Source organism: Alistipes putredinis DSM 17216, assembly GCF_000154465.1.
Classification (GTDB): Bacteria; Bacteroidota; Bacteroidia; order Bacteroidales; family Rikenellaceae; genus Alistipes; species Alistipes putredinis.
The window spans coordinates 393527-412278 of sequence record NZ_DS499580.1 but is presented as its reverse complement, the minus strand read 5'-3'; the positions used below and the strand labels follow the sequence as shown (position 1 = coordinate 412278).

The following is an 18752-nucleotide window of genomic DNA, read 5'->3' as shown; positions in this document are numbered from 1 at the left end:
ATTCGAAACTATCGGGCCGCTTTCAGGGCCTTGAGCGAATCGCGCCGGGCATGTTTCGCCTCTTTTTTCTGCTGCTTGCGGTCGGCCTTTTCGGGATCGCGGCCGAACAGCGAGAAATGGACGTAACGAGCAGGATGGGCCTGCAAGTTGGCCAGCAGCGACGCCAAGTTCGCAGTCGCCTCGTTGAGCGATTCGTACAGACGGGGATCGCTGACGAGCTGCCCGACAGTCCCCTCCCCGGCATTGACACGGGCCAAGATCGCATTGAGGTTCATCAGAGTCGAATCGAGCGCCCCGGCCAGATTCTCACGCTGTATTTGGTCGGTAAAATTGCTTAAATTCAGGATAATACTGTCCATACGCGGAGAGTTCTCGCCGAGCATCTCCGAAAAACGGGTCAAATTCGCTACGGCGCTCTCCAGATTCGCACGCTGCGACAGCAACATACCGTTTACGCTGCCCGTAATCGAATTCAGGTGCGACATCGTACCTTCGATATTCGCGGCGTTCTGCTCCATAATCAGATTCAGGTTATCCATCGTGCGGCTCAAATCCCCCACGACCTGCGACATCTTCTGCTTGAAAAATTCGAGTTCCGAACCCGCCATATCCATCAGGCCCTTGCTGCGGCTCGAACAGAGGGTGTCCCCGGATTGCAGGTAGGTCCCGGCATCGCCCAGAGCGATTTCGATCGCTTTGGCGCCCATGATGCTGTTGCTGTAGATCCGGGCTTCGGAATTGGACGGAATCCGGTATTTCCGCTGGATCGTCAGTTGAAGTACGACCTCGTTACCGATCGAAGGATCGAACGAAATATCCGTCACGGCTCCCACCTTCACGCCCCGGATCAGAATCGGCGAAGCGTTCTGCACGCCATCGACCTGGTCGTAAGCGGCATAATAGACCGCGTTGCGACTGAAGATGTCGAACCCCTTCAGAAAGCGGATACCCGCCCAGAGGGCGCCGATCATCAGCACGGCGAAAATGCCGATCTTAACTTCTCTTCTCATATACCTGTTTTTTTCGTTTTATTTACTGTACGATCCGGTCGCCCCGACAACTCACCACGAACGCATCGCGGAACTCCCTGCGCACCTCGGCCAACTTGGCTTCGGCCTGCTTGCGGGTATCGAAACGCCCCACACAATACTTATACCTGAACCGGCCGCCGGTAACGAACTCCGTGACTTTTCCCCGGTAACTTTTGAACTGCCGGTCCTTGGGCGGCACGCGCTTGGCGCTGGCGATCAACTGCACGGCATAAAACGTCTTCTCCTGTTCGGCTTTCCCGGTTTTGACACTACCCTTATCCGCTTTGTCCGAAGCGGCAGCCGAAGCCGGCTCTGCGACATCGGCATCGGCCTGTTCGTAAATGGCATCGTCATCGACAAGCAGCGCACCCCGAACGAAAGCGACGTAATCCTTCACCGCATCGCACAGCGCACGTGCGATTTGAGCCTGCCCCTTCGCCGAATTCATATAAGCGTACTCCTCCGAATTGGAAAGGAAACCTATCTCGGTCAGGATACCGGGCATATCGGTAGCGTAGAGCACTTTGAGCGGCTGTCGCTTCACACCGCGATTGTGCCGCCCGGACTTGACGTAATGTTTCTGCACCAGACGGGCCATCGCTTCGCTGTATTCACCATAGGTGAACTGCAGGTTCTGGATATAAGCCCGAACGATCGCCGCCGTCTTCTCGTTCGACATATCGAGCAGCTCCTCCTGGTTGTTATAATAGAGGGCCCGCTCGTTGGCGTTCTTCTCCAGCGGACTCTCACCCATAATCAGGGTCTCGACTCCCCGTGCCGACGCCGATGCCGCAGCATTGGTATGGATCGAAATGAACAGGTCGCCGCCCGCCTTGTTGGCGATATCGGCCCGAGCCTGCAAATCCTGGGTCAGACTTTCGGAAAACTGCTTGTCCGTCTTACGCGTGTAAACCACTTTCAACTGGGGGATCTCCTTCTCGATCAAGGCCCCGAGCTTCAGAGCGATCTGAAGGTTGAGATCTTTCTCATAAACGCCTCTGTAATGAGCTCCCGGAAACTTCGGCCCCCCGTGCCCGGCATCGATTACGACGACCCGCACGCCCTGTGCAATATTCTGCGCGGCAACTCCGTTGAAAGAGAGTGTCGCAATCAAAAACAGGGCAACAAGAAAAAGCGATTTCCGCATAGCAAAAGTGGCTGAAAATTTAACGGTTCTGAATTTTTTACCTATATTTGCCGGATGTTAAAACCCCCGCACTGAGGCCTTCGGAGCCATTTTCGGGCGGTTTTGCCGACTCGTCGGCAAAGGTATGATTTTTTTTGGAATTTTGGACAGGCTAAAGGCAAAATATATCTTCTCGGGAGCACTCCTGCTGCTCTTCCTGCTTCCGGTGCTCGGCATGGCGCTGCCGGGCGGAGTGCAGCATCCCGCGACACCCGAACGCCAAACACCGCCCGACAGCACTCCGACGCAAGCCGTACAAAAATCCCGCCGCGAAACCCGCCGGGAGATTCGGCGCCTTCAACGGGAAGCCGACCGCCCCCCGACCGCCGAAACACGTACGGAAGAGGAGCAGGATTCGCTTTTCGACACCAGGATCGACTCGATCTTCGGAGCGCCTCCCCTCTCGCCGATCGCCCCCGCCGACAGTACGGCTCCCACCGGCAACGACTCGCTGCTGCGCGATTCGTTGCGTCAGGACACGACCCAGCGCGATACGACCCGGAAAAAATCTTTCCTGGACGACATCATCAGCGGCAAAAACCAGGACTCGCTCTACTACGACGTACGCAACCGCACGGTCTATATCTACAACCAGGGTGATATCAACTACCAGAACATGAATCTCAAGGGAGATTTCATGCGGGTCAATATGGACGAAAAGATCATCTACGCCCACGGCAAGCGCGACACGATAGACGGCAAACCGACAGTTACCAACCCCACTTTCACCGAAGGAGCCGCCAATCCCTACACGATGGACACGATCACCTACAACATCGGCAGCAAAAAGGCGAAAATCAAAGGCGTGGCGACTCAGGAGGGCGACGGCTGGCTGATCGGCAACAACGTCAAAAAGATGGACGACAACACCATCCACATCCAGGACGGCAAATACACCACCTGCGACCAGACGGACCACCCCCACTTCTACCTGGCGATGACCAAGGCGAAGGTGATTCCCGGCAAGAAAGTGGTCACGGGTCCCGCCTACCTGGTCCTGGAAGACGTTCCCATCTACTTTCCGCTGCTGCCCGAGGGTTTCTTCCCGCTCAGTTCCGGCCCCAAGTCGGGTCTGCTGATGCCGACTTTCGGCGAGGAATCGACCAAGGGATTCTACATCCGTGACCTGGGCTACTACTTCACGCTCGGAGAGCACATGGACCTGGCCATCCGGGGCGGTATCTACACCCTCGGATCGTGGGAGGCATCCGCGATGTCGCGCTATATGAAGCGTTACAAGTACAACGGCACCCTGAATTTCAACTACTCGAACGTCCGTGTCGGCGACAAGGGCGAACCCGACTTCCTCCAGCAGAACAACTTCCAGCTCTACTGGCAGCATACGCAAGACCCCAAAGCCAATCCGGGATCGACCTTCTCCGCATCGGTCGATTTCCGTACCAGCGGCTACAACCGCTATTCGGCTACCAGCCTGAACGAAGCGCTCCAGACGCAGACAAGTTCGACGATCTCCTATTCGAAAAGCTGGCTCGGCACACCGTTCTCCCTTTCGGCCAACATGTCCGTTTCGCAGAACTCGCAGAGCGGAACGCTCTCGATCGCCCTGCCGAACGTCGTCTTCAACGTTTCGACCTTCTACCCCTTCAAACGCAAGGAGGCGATGGGCAAGCAGCGATGGTACGAAAAGATTTCGCTCCGCTACACCGGCAAGTTCAACAACAAGGCCAACGCCAAAGAGTCCGAAATCTTCACCAAGGAAACACTCCAGAACATGCAGTACGGCTTCGAGCATAGCATTCCCATCTCGGCGACGTACAACATCTTCAACTATATCAACTTCGGACCTACGATCAACTACACCGAAAAGTGGTATTTCAAAAAACAGGAGCAGGTTTGGAACCCGGTGCTGAACCGCATCGACAAACTCGACCCGGAGTACGGGTTCTACCGTCTGTACAACTACAACTTCAGCCTGCAGGCCTCGACGATCATCTATGGCCGCTACGAGGCCAAGAAGAAAACGCGCAAGATACAGGCGATCCGCCACACGATCACCCCGACGGTGAGCTTCTCCTACGCCCCCGACTTCTCCAAGCAGAAATACGGCTACGTAAAGACCGTGCAGAGCGATACGCTGGGTAATTTCAAGACCTACTCGCCTTTCGAAGGGAGCATCTTCGGCGTGCCCAGCTCCGGTCAGTCCATGGCCATCAACGCCTCGCTCTCGCAGACGCTCGAAATGAAGGTGCTCAGCAAACGCGATACCTCGGGTATGAAGAAGATCAAACTGATCGACGAACTCCGCATCGGACAGGTATCCTATAACTTCCTGGCCGACTCCATGGGACTTTCGAACATCCCCATTTCGCTGCGCACGACCGTTTTCCAAAATTTCGGCATCAATATCAACGCTACGCTCGACCCTTACCGGGTCACCCCGCAGGGCCAGCGTATCAACAAACTCTTTTTCCCGGGCCGTGTGGTATCGGCCAGCACTTCGTTCGGCTATACGTTCCAATCCCGCCAGGACAACTCCACCCCGGCGATCAACGACATCAACAGCGCCCCGGTCGATCCGGCCTACGCCAATCCTTTCTACGACCCTTACGGGCAAATGAACCCGGCCCTGCGACGGCAATACATGACCCAGGCCTACTACGACTTCTCGCTACCCTGGAACCTGGGATTCAACTATACGGTCAGCTACTCCGCATCACCGACCAACAACGGCACGACGGGCTACCAGAAAAACATCACCCAAACGCTCGGCATCAACGGCAGCGTTACGATCCTACCCAAGATGGGCATAACATTCCAAGGCGGTTACGACTTCCAGGCCAAGGAGCTGACTCCGGCCTCCATCACCATTTCGCGCGACCTGCATTGCTGGCAAATGTCGTTCGCGTGGGTCCCCTTCGGCCACTATCAGAGCTGGAGTTTCAACATCGGCGTCAAAGCGGCTTCCCTCGCCGACCTGAAATACGACAAAAGCCAGAGCATGTTCGACAATTTATACTAAATTTCGGACGCTTTCACGCATAATCCGCATCGAAATATGAAGATTCGATGAATTTTGGATTCTTTCTTGTTCCTTAATTGAATATTGTCTATATTTGTGGTAGCCCATAACCAGGACACGATGTAAAAACTCTCAAACATAATACCTCTATGATTATGAAAAAACACTACGAATCTACGGTTAAGGGGGGGGGAACTTCGTACTCCGCTCCTTCGGTTGAGATCCACAGCATCTCGATCGAGAAAGGTTTTGCCAACAGCACTGTCCTGGACTATGGCGGAGCCGGCGAAGCAGGCGGCAGCGTTAATGACACCGATTACGGAAAATACTAACAAACACATCCTACGACTATGAAAACTTTTTTCAAATCCATTTTGGCTGTCGCAGTGTGTGCATCTCTGTTCGCAGCCTGTTCCAAAGACGACACGGTTTCCGACCCGTCGAACGGTCGTAAAGTAACGATGACGGTCACCGCATCGTCTGAACTCGAATCGGCATCCGGTTCCCGTACGACGTATGATCCCCTGACGGGGAAAATCTCGTGGAACGAAACCGGCGAATACCTTCAGGTGTTCGAAACGGCCGCCTCCAAAACCACATACGCCAACTCGCAGGAAGGTACGGTAAGCGACGGCACGGCGAAATTCGCCGTATCGTTCCCGGAGAATACGAACACTCCGCTCGTTTATAACGCGGTTTATCCCGCCTCGGCATGGATTACGTCCAACAATACGGATATTACCAACATGAAAGTCGTCACACGCACATCTCAACAGCCGACCGCTACGAGCTTCGATTCGAACGCGGACCTGCTGATCGCCAAATCGATCTCGCTGGAGAGTCAGCCGACCGAACTGCAAATGAGTTTCGGCCGTGCCGTTGCCATCGGTAAGATGACGGTCAAAAACCTCGCATCGGAGGAGCCTGTCCTTGGCGTCGAATTCACGGCTCCAGATAAGAAGGTCACGGGCCGTAGCTATGTCGATATGACGGCAGGCACCGTCAAGGAGTACGGTTATCCCGGTAATTTCTCGGACAACGTGACGCTGAGCTACTCTTCGGAGATGAACCTTAAGGCCAACGGCGCAACGGGCATGACCGCCTATTTCACCTGCTTCCCGTTCGAGGTGGCCGCCGGTGAAACCTTCACCGTTACGGTGACTACCGCAACGAAGATCTTCACCAAGACGGTAACCGTTCAGGAGGGGCGGGCCCTGGCTTTCGCAGCAGGCGACAGTTCGACTTTCGCGGTCGATATGACCGACGCTGCGGAAGAGACAACCGAAACATTGAGCGGCGACTACGTCATCACGGCGACCCAATCCGAAATAACCTATGCAATGAGTTCTCTGGCTGACGGTTCTCGTTTGGCCCCCGTAGTGATTACACCGTCAAATCCCTACAAAACGGGTGATGAAACCCTCATTTGGACAATTACCAAATCGGGTGACAACTACACGATCAGTCAAGGCAAAAACTACCTCTCCTGGGAAAGTGACAACAGCGCTACGATCTCTACGGAGGCTTACGACTTGATAATTACCAAGGACAAGGACAAAGGCACTTACCAAATCGCATCGGCAGCGACCCCTTCCCGTATTTTGGCGAAAAATAATACAGCAAACCTCGGTTTCGGATTCTATACCGGCAGTCAGACAAAAGATCTGACCCTGATCCCTGCCGAATACGTCAAGTTGCCTCAAATCACGTTGGATCCATCCACCCTGACACTGTCTTATAACGATACGGAAACTCACTATATCCCCGTTACGTTGAAGAACGCCGAAACGCAAGACGTTTCCGTCGCTATTTACGACGGCACTGAAGGAACCGAACAGCCGGACTGGATCACCACAGGTGATTACAACGGCAGCGAAAATCGCCTCGAAGTCGCAGCCACAGAGAATACGGTCGCAACACCTCGTACAGCACGCATCGTTCTTACCGCCACTACTTCACTGGGTACAGCCAACGCGACATTGCTCATTACCCAGAACAGCAAGCCGGAAGGCGGTGTCGGAGAAACTTGGACCTACACCTTCGAAAGCGCGGATAAAGACAAGATCGCTGCCGGCTTAACAGTAAACGGACTGACATGGACTGCAAGCAAAGCGCCCACTGCATTCGATACCAATAGCGGGATACGCGGTCTTTCCTGGTCGAAACCCAGCGGTGTCACCATAAAAACGTCCGATTATACCGGAGGAATCAAAAAAATCACGTTGGTTATGTCGGCAAATACGGCAAACTTAAGTACCGTGAATGCAACCGTCGGTGGACAAGCACTCGGCGAAAAGATCTCCTTGGCAAAAATGAATAACCAGGAGTATGTCGTCGAATCGGAAACTCCGCTGTCCGGCGAGATCGTCCTTACGTTAAACACCGAATCGAGCGGCAAGTCGTTGATGATTAAAACCATCACGATCAACTGAAACTCGGGAGAAGGGGGAGGCGATAATCCTTCCCCAGACCCTACCCCGGGAATTGCCACACCGAACGTAAGCGACATAACTTCGAGTACAGCGAAGGTTTCCAGTAGTCTGACCGACGCCGCTTACGCAACCGAGGTGCAGTTCTTCTATTCCGCAACGAACGGCAGCGACACGGGAAGTGTCGTTGCCGCTGTTGTCGGAAACGAAGCGACCGCCAACCTCTCCGATCTTCTGCCCGCAACGACGTACACGGTTTACGGCGTCGTAACGGCGACCAACGGCTCCACGCCGCAGAGTTCTTCGACAACCTTTACCACCGAAGGAGCACGGACGGATCATGCCGCCTGGTACGAACTTCCGGCCCGCACGACAGCCGATGAGACGATCACGCAGACGGTTTATCCCGCCTCCGGATCGCAGCGCAACTACACGATGTACTACGACAAATCGACCTACACGGCTTACTGGGTAGCCTATCCGCTCGCAAAAGGACACATGGGAAACGGACGTTCCGACAAATGGCAGCGCAATCCCGGACTGGCCGAATCCGAACAGATCAACGTCTGGTCGAGCAGCTACGGGGTCAATCTCGGAGCTACCACATCGGACGGATATGACAGTTCGAAAGAGTTCTACGCCCGGGGGCACCAGATACCCAACGCCGACCGCAACGGTTCGGACGAATTGGTCGTACAGACCTATTACGCAACCAATTCCACGCCGCAGATTCAGAACAAATTCAACGGCGGTATTTGGCAGCAGCTCGAAAGCGGCGTCCGAAATATCGCTGCGACTACGGACACGGTATATGTGGTGACGGGCGCTATTCTCCAGACCGCAGGCAACCACGAAGCGATCACCTGGATCACACCGAAGTCGGACAGCAAACGATGCCCCGTACCGAACTATTACTACAAAGCGTTGTTGAAAGTCCGGCGCGACGCGTCGAACAAAGTGACGTCGGCCATGACGATCGGTTTCTGGATGGAACACAGGGAGTACTCGAACGATAGTTACACGAACTATGCGACTTCCGTCGCCGAGATCGAACGGCTCACCGGCTTCGATTTCTTCGCCAACCTGCCTGCCGACATTCAGGCCGCAGCGGAGCAAAATTCGAACTGGAACACATTCGCATCGTTCTAAACGGGCGAAAAGATCTCCGACACGACAAAACGACACGCATCAAATAGAATGATGCGTGTCGTTTTGTATTATCCATACATCCGAACGGCTTATTCTTCCGAAAAATAATTATCTTTACGAATCGGAAAATCGCCGAATCCGAAAACCGACACTCGAAGCGGATGCAACGAAGAGGCGGGAATATTCCGCCGCCTCCAAAGGAGGCAAACCGCAAATATCCGATCGACGAGGCCCGCGACTGCCCGCGAGGTCCTGCCGAACGCAGAAAACGAAAAAAACACAAAGTCAAAGCCCGGTTCTCCGTCCATTTCCCGCGATCCGGCTCCGTTATGCTACGACTCAAGTCCGAAAACCTCCGGTCGAAACTCCGGCGCATGCCCCTGCTCCGCGCATTGCCGCCGCTCGCGGCCGGCATCCTGCTGGCCGACCACTACGTACTGCCGCTGTGGTTGTTAGTAGGCGGATTCCTCGTCTGCGGTATCCTGGCACTGCTCGCCGACGACCGGGGCGCAAACCTCGCCACCCTGGGAGCCATTCTGCTTTTCGGCATGACCGTCACCGAACTGAGACACACTCCCGCTCCGCCGACCGGCACTCCGGGCGAATACGAAATCGTCGTCCGGGAACGCCTCTCCGAACGGGAAGGCAAAACGGCCTCCGGCACAACGATCCGCGCCCGGCGGAACTCCGCAACCGGAGAATGGCTCCCTGCTGCTGGAAACCTCGTGGTGCGATGCGACTCTTCGACCGCACTGAATCCCGGCGACCGAGCCGTCGTACGCGGCAAAATCTACCCTTTCACCGCCCGTCACGGCGGCTACGGACGGCTGATGACCCGCCGGGGATACGTCGGCACCCTCTACCTGAACCGCTCAAGCCTGCTGCTGAGCGACACCCTGCACCGGGAGCTTTCCCCGAAGCACCTCTCCCTGTTCCTGCACGAACGGGCCGTCACACGGCTCGACCGTCTGGCCCTGGCACCCGACGAACAGGCCCTCTGCAACGCTATGACGGCCGGGGATCGACGCTCGCTTTCCCCTGCACTCCGTGCGGCCTACTCGCGCAGCGGGACCTCGCACCTGCTCGCCGTCTCGGGATTGCACGTGGGCATCGTCTTTCTGCTCGCCAACCTGCTGCTCTGGTGGCTGCCGCTCTTCCGACACGGACACATCCTGCGCAATATCGCGGTCATCCTGCTCATCTGGCTCTATGCCGCCACGACGGGATTCCCGCCCAGCGTCGTCCGGGCCGCGCTGATGTTCTCCGTCCTGCAATTCGCCCTGGCCTCGTCGTCGGAATACGTCGGGATGAACACACTCGCCGGCGTAGCCTTCGTCATGCTGCTCTTCCATCCCGATTACCTGTTCGACATCAGCTTCCAACTCTCGTTCATCGCCGTCGCCGGCATCATCGCCTGGGGACTCCCCCTCTGCCGCCTCCTGCGAACACGCCGCAAAAGCATCGATATGCTGACCGCAACCCTCGCCATCGGATTTTCAGCGTCCGCTGCGACTGCACCTCTTATCTCCCATACCTTCGGCCAGATCTCGGTCGTCGGACTGGCACTCAACCCCGTCGTCATCCTGCTCTCCTACGTCGTGGTCGGGAGCTGCACGCTCTGGCTCGTGATCCCGGGAACGGCGCTCGCACCGCTCTTCTCGGTCGTCGCAGGATTCGCAGCCCGGGCACAGAACGAACTGATCCGAGCTGCAGCGGCACTTCCGGCAGCCGCCCTCGACATCCGGCTCACGACGACCCAATGCTGGAGTGTTTACGGACTTTTCATCTTCGCAACCCTACTCCTATGGAGCGCCGAACGGAAAAAATCGGTATCTTCGCTCCCGGAATGATGACTCCGGAACAATACCGACTGCTGCTGACTCCCGAAGTGCGGCATACCGTCGAGGAACAAATCGGCCGCGACCCTGCGGCGATCGCCCTCGACAAGCGTATTCCGCATGCGGCACTCGTCGCCACGCAGGTCAAATACCTTGCGCGGGCACGGACGAAACTCCCCTCCTACTATGAAGCCCGCTGCATCCTCCCGCCGCTGGCTTTCGAACAGGCCTCGAGCGAGGCATGCGCGGCCCGCAAAAGTTGCAGCGGAAACACGGTGCTCGACCTTACCTGCGGACTGGGCGTCGATGCCCTCTACCTCTCAAAACGCTTCCGCGAAGTCATCACCCTCGAACGGGATGCGACGCTGGCGGCCGTCGCCGAAGAGAATTTCCGGCGGCTGGGCGCAACGAACATACGGGTTATCAACTCCTCCGCCGAGGCGTTCCTCGCCTCGACCCTGGACCACTTCGACTGGATCTACGCCGACCCCGACCGTCGCAGCGCCGGAGGGCGCAAGCTGGTGCGGCTGGAGGATTGTTCGCCCGACATACCGAAGCTGCTACCGGAACTCCGTCGCATCGCCCCGAACCTCTGCGTCAAGAACTCCCCGCTGTTCGACGTCGGCGAAACATTCCGGCTCTTCGGTCCCTGCCGCACGGAAGTGGTGTCCCTGCACGACGAATGCAAGGAAGTCGTCGTCTATACCGACGGAACCGGCCCCCTGCTGACGGCCGTTGCGCTCGAACTGGGAGAATTTTCCTGCACGCCGGCCGAAGCCCGTGCAACTCCCTGCGACAAGCCCTTCGATCCGGCCGCTTACCGCTGGCTGCTGATCCCCGACGTAGCGCTTCAAAAAGCCCGGCTGACGCCGACCTACCTGCAAGGCCACGCCGACATCTGGAGCCCGAACGGTTACGGATTCGCAGCGGAAAAGTCCGAAGACACATTGGGCCGCTGGCTGGAGATCGAACGGATCGAGCCCTACAACCCCAAGCAACTGAAACGGGAGCTTTCCGGCAGCCGGCTGACGATTCTGAAACAGGATTTCCCGCTCACGGCGGCTGAAATCGCCGCACGGCTCGGCATACGCGAAGGCGGCGAGCGACGGATCGCCTTCACGAAACTCGGGCAGGATTATTGGACAATCCGTCTAAAATAGCTACCTTTGAGAAACGTCCCGAAATGAAAGTCAAGAACGTCTTCACCTACTTCACGGACACGATCCTGCGGCGCAACGCAAACTCCTACCGCAATCCCCGCGTCCGGTGGGCCGTCAGACAGTACAAGCTGCTGTTCTACACGGCACGCGGCCTGATCGCCCACGATACGATCGTGCGCAGCGCCGCCCTGACGTTCTATACGCTCATCTCGATCGTCCCGATCCTGGCGCTGGTATTCGCCGTAGTCAAGGGATTCGGGCTTCTGGACGGCCTGATCGACGATCTCTACGCCCTTTTCCCGCAAAACGTCGAAGTATTGGACTACATGGTGGAATTCGCCCGCAAAGCCCTCGCCAATACGCAGGGCGGGCTTATCGCCCTGGTCAGCGTCGTAACCCTTTTCTGGGCCGTCATCCGGGTTTTCGGGTCGGTGGAGAGCGCTTTCAACAACATCTGGGAGGTTCAGTCCTCGCGCAATATCGCCCGCCAATACCTCAACTACATCGTCATCGCGATGGTCGCCCCGATCCTCTGGCTCGTGGCCAGCACGATGGGAGGTTATCTGCTCCGGTTCTTCGACGCGGGGAATACGTTCCTCGGCATCCTTCTTTCGAAACTTTCGGCCCTGGTCATCATCTGGGGCAGCTTCACCCTGATCTATGCCGTCGTGCCCAATACGAAAGTCTTGTGGCGCAGCGCTTTCATGGCGGGTATCGTCGCAGGAACGGTCTTCATGCTCTTTCAGTGGGGCTACCTCTATCTGCAAGGATGGATGACCTCCTACAACGCGATTTACGGCAGTTTCGCAGCCCTGCCGCTCTTCCTGTTATGGCTGCAAATCTCGTGGGAAATCCTGCTCTTCGGCGGCGAACTCTCGTTCGCCTACCAGAATATCGACCGTTTCGCCGAAGAGCGCGAATCGCTCGGCATCAGCAACGACCGACGACGCCGGATCATCCTGGCCGTCATGCTCCAGGTCGTACACCGCTTTCGGGAAAACGAAGGGGCGCTCCCGGTCGATGAACTCCGCCGCCGACTCTCGCTGCCCACCCGCATCGTGAACGATGTCCTGCACCAGCTCGTGCGCACGGGCCTGCTGATCGAAATCCGGAATCCGGACGACGACCGCGAAGTGGCTTTCGCCCCCGGACGGGACATCCACGAAATGACGCTCTACAACATTTTCAGAACCATCGACAATTACAGTTCGACACGCCTCTACTTCGCCGCGACCGAAGAAACGCGCCGAATAGACCGCGCGCTCGACGAGCTTCAGACGGCCTGCCGTACAGCGGGCGACCGGCTTCGGCTCATCGACCTGGACGACGCAGTGAACGCCGCCCGCAAACCGGCTTCCGGGCCGCAGCCCGAATCGAAACACTCGGAAAGATGAAAAATATCGTCCTCATAGGCAGCGGCAACCTGGCCGAAGCGCTCGCCCGCGCGATAAGCCGCACGGAAGGAGCAACATTGCTCCAGATCTTCGCCCGCAACGCGAAACGAGGTACAGCACTCGCCCTCGAAAACGGCACCGCGTGGAGCTCCGATCCGCGCGAGCTGGCCGCCGCAGACCTCTACATCCTGGCCGTCAGCGATGCGGCGATCACCACGCTGGCCGAAAGCCTGCCCATACCCGCCGAAGCCGCTGTGGTACATACGGCCGGAGGCATCGGAATAGAGGCTCTTCCCGCACGCTTCGACCGTCGGGGCGTTCTCTATCCCCTGCAAACCTTTACCCAAGGCCGCAGCGTGGATTTTGCCAAAATACCTCTTTTCGTCGAAGGAAACGACGACTCCTTCACCTCGGAGCTCGAAGCGTTCGCCCGCAATCTGAGCCGCACGGTATATCGTGCCGACTCCGACCGTCGCGTACGCCTTCACCTGGCCGCGGTTTTCGCCTGCAATTTCGTCAATCACCTCTACGCATTGGGAGGCGAGATTTTGCACGGGACCGAACTGCCCTTCGACGTACTGAAACCCCTGATCGCCGAAACCGCAGCCAAAGCCGTCGATTCGGGCGATCCGCATCGGGTGCAGACCGGGCCTGCCGTACGCGGCGACCTGCCGACGTTGCGGCGGCACGAAGCCGCACTCGCTCACGATCCGCGACTGTTACGAATTTATGAATCATTAAGTCAAGATATATGGGAAACTTCAAAGAAGACATCGTAAAGACCGAAGCGTTCATTTTCGACGTGGACGGCGTAATGACCGACGGGGGAATCATGCCCCTGGTCGATGGGGATTTCATCCGAAAATACTATGCCAAGGACGGCTATGCCATCGCCTATGCGCTCCGTATGGGCTACAAAGTGTGCATCATCACGGGCGGACGGGGCGCAACGCTCGACCACCGGCTCAAAATGCTGGGAATCACAGATGTTTACCTGGACTGCATGGACAAAATATCGGCCATGCAGGATTTCTTCGCACGCCACGGACTCGATCCGGCGAACGTCATCTACATGGGCGACGACATCCCGGACCTGGAGTGTATGAAGGCAGTCGGAATCCCCGTCTGTCCCTCGGATGCGGCATCCGAGGTGATCGAAGCCTCGCGCTACGTTTCGGAGTTCGCGGGCGGGCACGGCTGCGTGCGCGACATCATCGAACAGGTACTCCGCGCCAGGGACGACTGGGCCCGCGATTCCCGGGGCATGCACAGCTCGAATATCGCCGCGTCGCGGTAAAACCAAAAAGCAACGAAAGGGGCTGTCTAAAACTGTTAGACAGCCCCTTTTTCATTTTTCAGAAACAGCAGGAATTAACCACAATCGAACCCTCTTCCTCCGGGAAACAGTTCCCGTGATCGGACACATTCCTCGGTTCCAAGAATTTATTTTTACTCAAGTCCAAAGAGGACAACCGGTTATTGCAACAATACAGCTTTCTCAAAATCGGATTTCCCGAAAGATCCAACGTAGTCAATTGGTTGTCATTACACCACAACGTTTCCAACACCGAATTATGCGACACATCCAACGTAGTAAGCAAATTTTCACCACACGACAGCCAATTTAACGACCGGTTGTGGGATACATCTAACGAGGAGAGCGAGTTCCTGTCGCACGAAATCCATGTCAGAGCCTTGCAACGAGATACGTCCAGTCGGCTCAATTTATTCATGGGACAATCCAATTCCTTCAAATTCGGAACAGCGCCGAGATTCAGACGCTCCAATTCATTTCTACTGCAATTCAAATATATCAAATCCCGGTTCCGACTGACATCCAAGGTTTTCAGCCAACAGCCCGAGCATTCCAACGTGTCGAGTTTGGTATTTTTACTAACATCCAGGGTTTCCAAACGGTTCTTTTTGACAAAACCATTTCCGCACATAAGTTTTTTCAGTTCCAAATTATGCGACACATCCAAACTCGACAGACTGTTTTCCGTGCACACCAACTCTTTCAACAGGGGATTACCAGTCACATCCAACGCTTTCAACGAGCGATTAAATGCACAATGCAAAACAGTCAGCTTCGGATTCCGATCCGTTTCCAATGCCACCAGCTCATTCAACATGCACCGTAACTCCATTAGCACCGAATTATGGCTTACATCCAAGGATTTAAGACAATTTCCCGAACAATCCAACTTTACCAAACGAGGATTCTGCGTCAAATCCAACGTCGATATCATATTCATACAGCAATTCAACTCCTCCAACAGCGGGAAATACTCGATTCCTGCTAAGGAAGCGATACCCCGCCTCGAACAATCTATCTTCGTCGCAGCCCGACCGGCAGGTGTTACTACGACCCGGCTCCCGTTTTCGCCGATCTCTTCGATATACCCCTGTTCCAAAAGATAAGCCCGGAAATTGGGATCGGGAATCATGTATTGCAGATACGCCGGGCGAACAATCGTATCCGCCGCACGGTATATCCGACCTTTTTTCAATCTTACGGGGAATTTGCCACCGCATTGAATCCTGAACATATTCCCGCTGTCACGATCCGTCACGACCGTTAACGAATACCCTCGGCGAAACTCCACAGGCAGTACAGGCAGATAAAAAGAGGTCGATTCTTCCGTCAGCTCCACCCCCGATCCGCAATCCAATACGACGCAAGGACTGACTTTCCTCTCTTCGCACACACTGTCGGGCAGCTCCTGCCTACTGGCTACCACCTTGATCGATCCTGCCAGAATTTCACCGTCGTTTCCCTGCAAAATAACTTGTTTCACCTTAATCGGTTCGAGAGCGAAGCTGTCTTTCCTCAATCGCAACTCCACAGCGGAGAACATATTTTCGAAATCGAGTGTCATTTCAGCCAGATTTCCCCGGTACCGGCCGAGCATAGGCACGCTCCGGCACCCCTTCTCATCATACTGCGCCACACCGACCGGAAGAAAAAAACTCCCGTCCTCTTGTAACGCAAATCCATACGGTCGCCAAGCTACGACCGAAACAGGATCCTCGATCCGCTCTTTCGGCCACATCTCTTTCATCAAATCCTCCGTCGAATAGGTTATTCGACCGTCAGCAGCCTGCATAGCAAACACCGGCCTCGATGTGAAAGACGATTTAATAAAGTCCAAATAGCTATTATCCTGAATTAAGAAGCCGATTCCATCCTCTTCGTTCCATACGAACTTCTCGACCGCACCATCGATGCCGATCGTATCCAAGGCGATACATCCGGCCTGATCGTTTCCCGATGTGTTCGACACTCCATTCGTCTTCGTCGTCGAAGCTCCGGAGCATGCCTGCAGCAAAAAACAGATAAAAAAAGACACTACCAATCTTGTACGCATACAAACTTCTCTTTTCTCTATAAAATTACAATTTTTCGAGAAATTCCGCATCCATAAACAAAAAAATTACACCGAAAAGGCGTAATTTTATCAAAATAAGACATCCGACCCGGGAAAATCCGGCTCGACTACACTTCCCATCTTTTCCCGATACGCGAGAGATGCTCCTGCAGGCGGAGGCGGAAATGTTCCCGGCGCTGCTTGAGGTTTTCACGCCACCCCTGCCAACGCATATAACGCTGTTTTTTCTCGGGATAAATGTCCGGAATGGTCAGCAGAATACCCGTCTCCTCCACACCGCCGAAATCGGTGTTGATTACCGTATCGAACACCCGCATCGTAGGCGAGAGATTCATATAGGCATTGATCAGCGGAGGAATGTTCTCGTTGAACTCGCGGATGCGCTGGATCAGGATACGGTAATTCTCCTCATAGGTCTTGCCCGTGAAAAAATGCTCGTAATAGGGATCGTCCAAATCGAGCTGCACGGGATTTTTACCCGCCACCAGATGATCGGGATCGGGAAAATAACGGCGCAGGAACCAGATCAGGGCATTGCGTGCCATAGCCTTGTACGAAGCGTACATCGTCACCTTGCCGAAAAGGTATTTCACCTTGGGATTCAGCACCACAAGCGCCCCCAAACCGTCCCAGAGGTTGTCCAGCGCATAGATACTCTTCGAATTGCCGCGCGACTGATAGGAAGGCTGTACGAACGAACGCCCCAGTTCGATGGTATAGGGCAGGTATTCCTTGCGGAATTTGTCGCTGAAGGTGAAATAATGTTCAGTGGAAAGATGCCGGGGATTTTCCGACGTGCAGACGATAAAGCGATAACCGCCCACGATCTCCTGCTCCGCAGGGTCCCAGACGATCAACTGGTAATAACCGTCGCCGGCGAGATCCTCCTCGTCTATATCCACGGCGAGCCCCGTTCCGCCCCCCGCCGACCGGAAGGCGACCTCCCGCAGGCGTCCGATCTCCCGCAGCAGGGACGGGCATTCGGCGGCATCGAAAATATAGATTTCATTCGAAGCCTTGTTCGTATTTCGGACCTTGCGTTCAGGGGTCAATTCCGCGAGCAACAGACTTCGGCTTACAGGCTCTATGATGGGTTCCATGCTGTTAAATTTAGAGCAAAACTAAACAATTTATCCGTGTTTTGCTTCGGCACGCAACTTTTTTTCCAAAGAATACGCCTTTTCGCGTACGTAATCCGCCCGCTGCTGCCACGATCCGCATTCGACCAGCTCGTCCGTCGAAACAGGCTCCCCGACCAGTATCCGGAAATGTTTTCCCTTCTGCGAAAACATCTCGTCGGGCAGATAGAGCATCTCGATATTGAACCGGATACCTATCTTCGTCCGAAAATTGGAAAGGCGGTAAAAGAAATCGGATAGTTCGCCCTCGACGAAAACCGGCACGATCCGGCGCCCGGACGCCGCCGCCCGCTTGACGAAATTCGAACGCCACGGCAAATCGGACACCACCCCCTGCCGACGGCGCGAACAAAGCCCGGCCGGGAAGGTCAGAATCGGACAGTCGCTTGCGAAAGCTTCGTCGAACCTGCGCAGGTATTCCCCGCATTGCGAACCGTGCTTGTTCACCGGAATCCAGAGCGGTCGCAGCGGCTCGACGTGCATCAGCAAATCGTTCACGATCACCCGCGCATCGCCGAAATATCCGACCAGCTCGTCGGCCAGCATCATACCGTCCATTCCCCCGAAAGGATGGTTCGACGCAAAGAGATACCGTCCCTTCGGATCGAGATTTTCGAGCCCTTCGACCGAATAGGTCACTCCCCAGAACTTAAAACAAGCCTGGATAAACTGCTGAGGAGGAAGCGCGGAATACTCATCCAGAATATAGTTGATTTCGTCCTGATGGATCGTGCGCTTGAGCCAGCGGATAACGAATCCCGGCACCCATCGGGCGATCCGGGGAGCCTTTGCCGCAAGCACGGCATCGACATCTATTTTCGGCATAACGTAACCCTTTTAATTATCGGTCGAAAGTCGTACGACGCCCGATTTGCACCTATCGCACCTACGCTCGGATTTCCAATCGAAACTCCGCATCGGTACAGGGAGATCCCGGAAGCGGGACACCCCGGCCTTCCGGAGTACGACCGTTCTCAACCGTTTTTTCTTCGGTAAAGATAACGATTTTTCCCTGCAAATTGTCTAACTTTACACCCTAAATATATATCGAAGCCAA

Annotated in this window: 14 protein-coding genes; 9 read left to right on the top strand and 5 right to left on the bottom strand. The window is 55.5% G+C overall.

Annotated elements, in window-relative coordinates:
• Positions 1–8 precede the first annotated feature (8 nt).
• Positions 9–1010, bottom strand: coding sequence for an MlaD family protein (locus ALIPUT_RS10640; protein WP_004329963.1), 1002 nt, complete (start codon positions 1008–1010; stop codon positions 9–11).
• 22 nt (positions 1011–1032) lie between these two features.
• Positions 1033–2178, bottom strand: coding sequence for an N-acetylmuramoyl-L-alanine amidase family protein (locus ALIPUT_RS10635; protein WP_004329962.1), 1146 nt, complete (start codon positions 2176–2178; stop codon positions 1033–1035).
• Positions 2179–2302: 124 nt separating this feature from the next.
• Between ALIPUT_RS10635 and ALIPUT_RS10630 the strand changes: the two genes are divergently transcribed.
• The 9 genes from ALIPUT_RS10630 (at position 2303) to ALIPUT_RS10590 (ending at position 14464) form a co-directional block, all read left to right on the top strand.
• The gene (locus ALIPUT_RS10630) at positions 2303–5197 is read left to right on the top strand and encodes a putative LPS assembly protein LptD (RefSeq protein WP_004329961.1); all 2895 of its coding nucleotides are present in this window, start codon (positions 2303–2305) and stop codon (positions 5195–5197) included.
• 155 nt (positions 5198–5352) lie between these two features.
• Positions 5353–5529: a hypothetical protein gene (locus ALIPUT_RS10625; protein ID WP_155813750.1), complete on the top strand. Its 177-nt coding sequence runs from the start codon at positions 5353–5355 to the stop codon at positions 5527–5529.
• A gap of 18 nt (positions 5530–5547) precedes the next feature.
• Positions 5548–7629 (top strand): hypothetical protein, encoded by a 2082-nt coding sequence (locus tag ALIPUT_RS10620; protein WP_004329959.1) that lies wholly within the window; start codon positions 5548–5550, stop codon positions 7627–7629.
• Between the two features lie 135 nt (positions 7630–7764).
• Positions 7765–8775 carry a DNA/RNA non-specific endonuclease gene (locus ALIPUT_RS12190; protein WP_004329958.1) on the top strand — a complete coding sequence of 337 codons (1011 nt, stop codon included), beginning with the start codon at positions 7765–7767 and terminating at the stop codon, positions 8773–8775.
• A 329-nt stretch (positions 8776–9104) separates the two neighbouring features.
• On the top strand, positions 9105–10625 hold the full coding sequence (locus ALIPUT_RS10610) for a ComEC/Rec2 family competence protein (protein ID WP_004329957.1): 1521 nt from the start codon (positions 9105–9107) through the stop codon (positions 10623–10625).
• Complete coding sequence (locus ALIPUT_RS10605) at positions 10580–11773, top strand: THUMP-like domain-containing protein (protein WP_229089903.1); 1194 nt, start codon at positions 10580–10582, stop codon at positions 11771–11773. Before ALIPUT_RS10610 ends, ALIPUT_RS10605 begins: the two co-directional genes overlap by 46 nt.
• Positions 11774–11796: 23 nt before the next feature.
• Positions 11797–13167 carry a YhjD/YihY/BrkB family envelope integrity protein gene (locus ALIPUT_RS10600; protein ID WP_004329955.1) on the top strand — a complete coding sequence of 457 codons (1371 nt, stop codon included), beginning with the start codon at positions 11797–11799 and terminating at the stop codon, positions 13165–13167.
• Positions 13164–13946 carry a Rossmann-like and DUF2520 domain-containing protein gene (locus ALIPUT_RS10595; RefSeq protein ID WP_004329954.1) on the top strand — a complete coding sequence of 261 codons (783 nt, stop codon included), beginning with the start codon at positions 13164–13166 and terminating at the stop codon, positions 13944–13946. The genes ALIPUT_RS10600 and ALIPUT_RS10595 overlap by 4 nt, the downstream gene beginning before the upstream one ends.
• Positions 13919–14464: a KdsC family phosphatase gene (locus ALIPUT_RS10590; RefSeq protein ID WP_004329953.1), complete on the top strand. Its 546-nt coding sequence runs from the start codon at positions 13919–13921 to the stop codon at positions 14462–14464. Before ALIPUT_RS10595 ends, ALIPUT_RS10590 begins: the two co-directional genes overlap by 28 nt.
• Positions 14465–14522: 58 nt before the next feature.
• Here ALIPUT_RS10590 and ALIPUT_RS12185 read toward each other — a convergent pair whose 3' ends face one another.
• The 3 genes from ALIPUT_RS12185 to glsA form a co-directional block, all read right to left on the bottom strand.
• Positions 14523–16535, bottom strand: a complete 2013-nt coding sequence (locus tag ALIPUT_RS12185; RefSeq protein ID WP_050751532.1) for a leucine-rich repeat domain-containing protein — start codon at positions 16533–16535, stop codon at positions 14523–14525.
• A 128-nt stretch (positions 16536–16663) separates the two neighbouring features.
• On the bottom strand, positions 16664–17656 hold the full coding sequence (gene glsB / locus ALIPUT_RS10580) for a glycine N(alpha)-acyltransferase GlsB (RefSeq protein ID WP_004329950.1): 993 nt from the start codon (positions 17654–17656) through the stop codon (positions 16664–16666).
• Between the two features lie 30 nt (positions 17657–17686).
• Positions 17687–18520: a 1-acyl-sn-glycerol-3-phosphate acyltransferase gene (gene glsA, locus ALIPUT_RS10575; RefSeq protein ID WP_004329948.1), complete on the bottom strand. Its 834-nt coding sequence runs from the start codon at positions 18518–18520 to the stop codon at positions 17687–17689.
• Between the last annotated feature and the right edge of the window lie 232 nt (positions 18521–18752).

Coding starts and splice junctions, on each gene's coding strand:
- ALIPUT_RS10640 (WP_004329963.1), bottom strand. CDS start 1,010: ATGAGAAGAGAAGTTAAGATCGGCATTTTCGCCGTGCTGATGATCGGC.
- ALIPUT_RS10635 (WP_004329962.1), bottom strand. CDS start 2,178: ATGCGGAAATCGCTTTTTCTTGTTGCCCTGTTTTTGATTGCGACACTC.
- ALIPUT_RS10630 (WP_004329961.1), top strand. CDS start 2,303: ATGATTTTTTTTGGAATTTTGGACAGGCTAAAGGCAAAATATATCTTC.
- ALIPUT_RS10625 (WP_155813750.1), top strand. CDS start 5,353: ATGAAAAAACACTACGAATCTACGGTTAAGGGGGGGGGAACTTCGTAC.
- ALIPUT_RS10620 (WP_004329959.1), top strand. CDS start 5,548: ATGAAAACTTTTTTCAAATCCATTTTGGCTGTCGCAGTGTGTGCATCT.
- ALIPUT_RS10610 (WP_004329957.1), top strand. CDS start 9,105: ATGCTACGACTCAAGTCCGAAAACCTCCGGTCGAAACTCCGGCGCATG.
- ALIPUT_RS10605 (WP_229089903.1), top strand. CDS start 10,580: ATGGAGCGCCGAACGGAAAAAATCGGTATCTTCGCTCCCGGAATGATG.
- ALIPUT_RS10600 (WP_004329955.1), top strand. CDS start 11,797: ATGAAAGTCAAGAACGTCTTCACCTACTTCACGGACACGATCCTGCGG.
- ALIPUT_RS10595 (WP_004329954.1), top strand. CDS start 13,164: ATGAAAAATATCGTCCTCATAGGCAGCGGCAACCTGGCCGAAGCGCTC.
- ALIPUT_RS10590 (WP_004329953.1), top strand. CDS start 13,919: ATGGGAAACTTCAAAGAAGACATCGTAAAGACCGAAGCGTTCATTTTC.
- ALIPUT_RS12185 (WP_050751532.1), bottom strand. CDS start 16,535: ATGCGTACAAGATTGGTAGTGTCTTTTTTTATCTGTTTTTTGCTGCAG.
- glsB (WP_004329950.1), bottom strand. CDS start 17,656: ATGGAACCCATCATAGAGCCTGTAAGCCGAAGTCTGTTGCTCGCGGAA.
- glsA (WP_004329948.1), bottom strand. CDS start 18,520: ATGCCGAAAATAGATGTCGATGCCGTGCTTGCGGCAAAGGCTCCCCGG.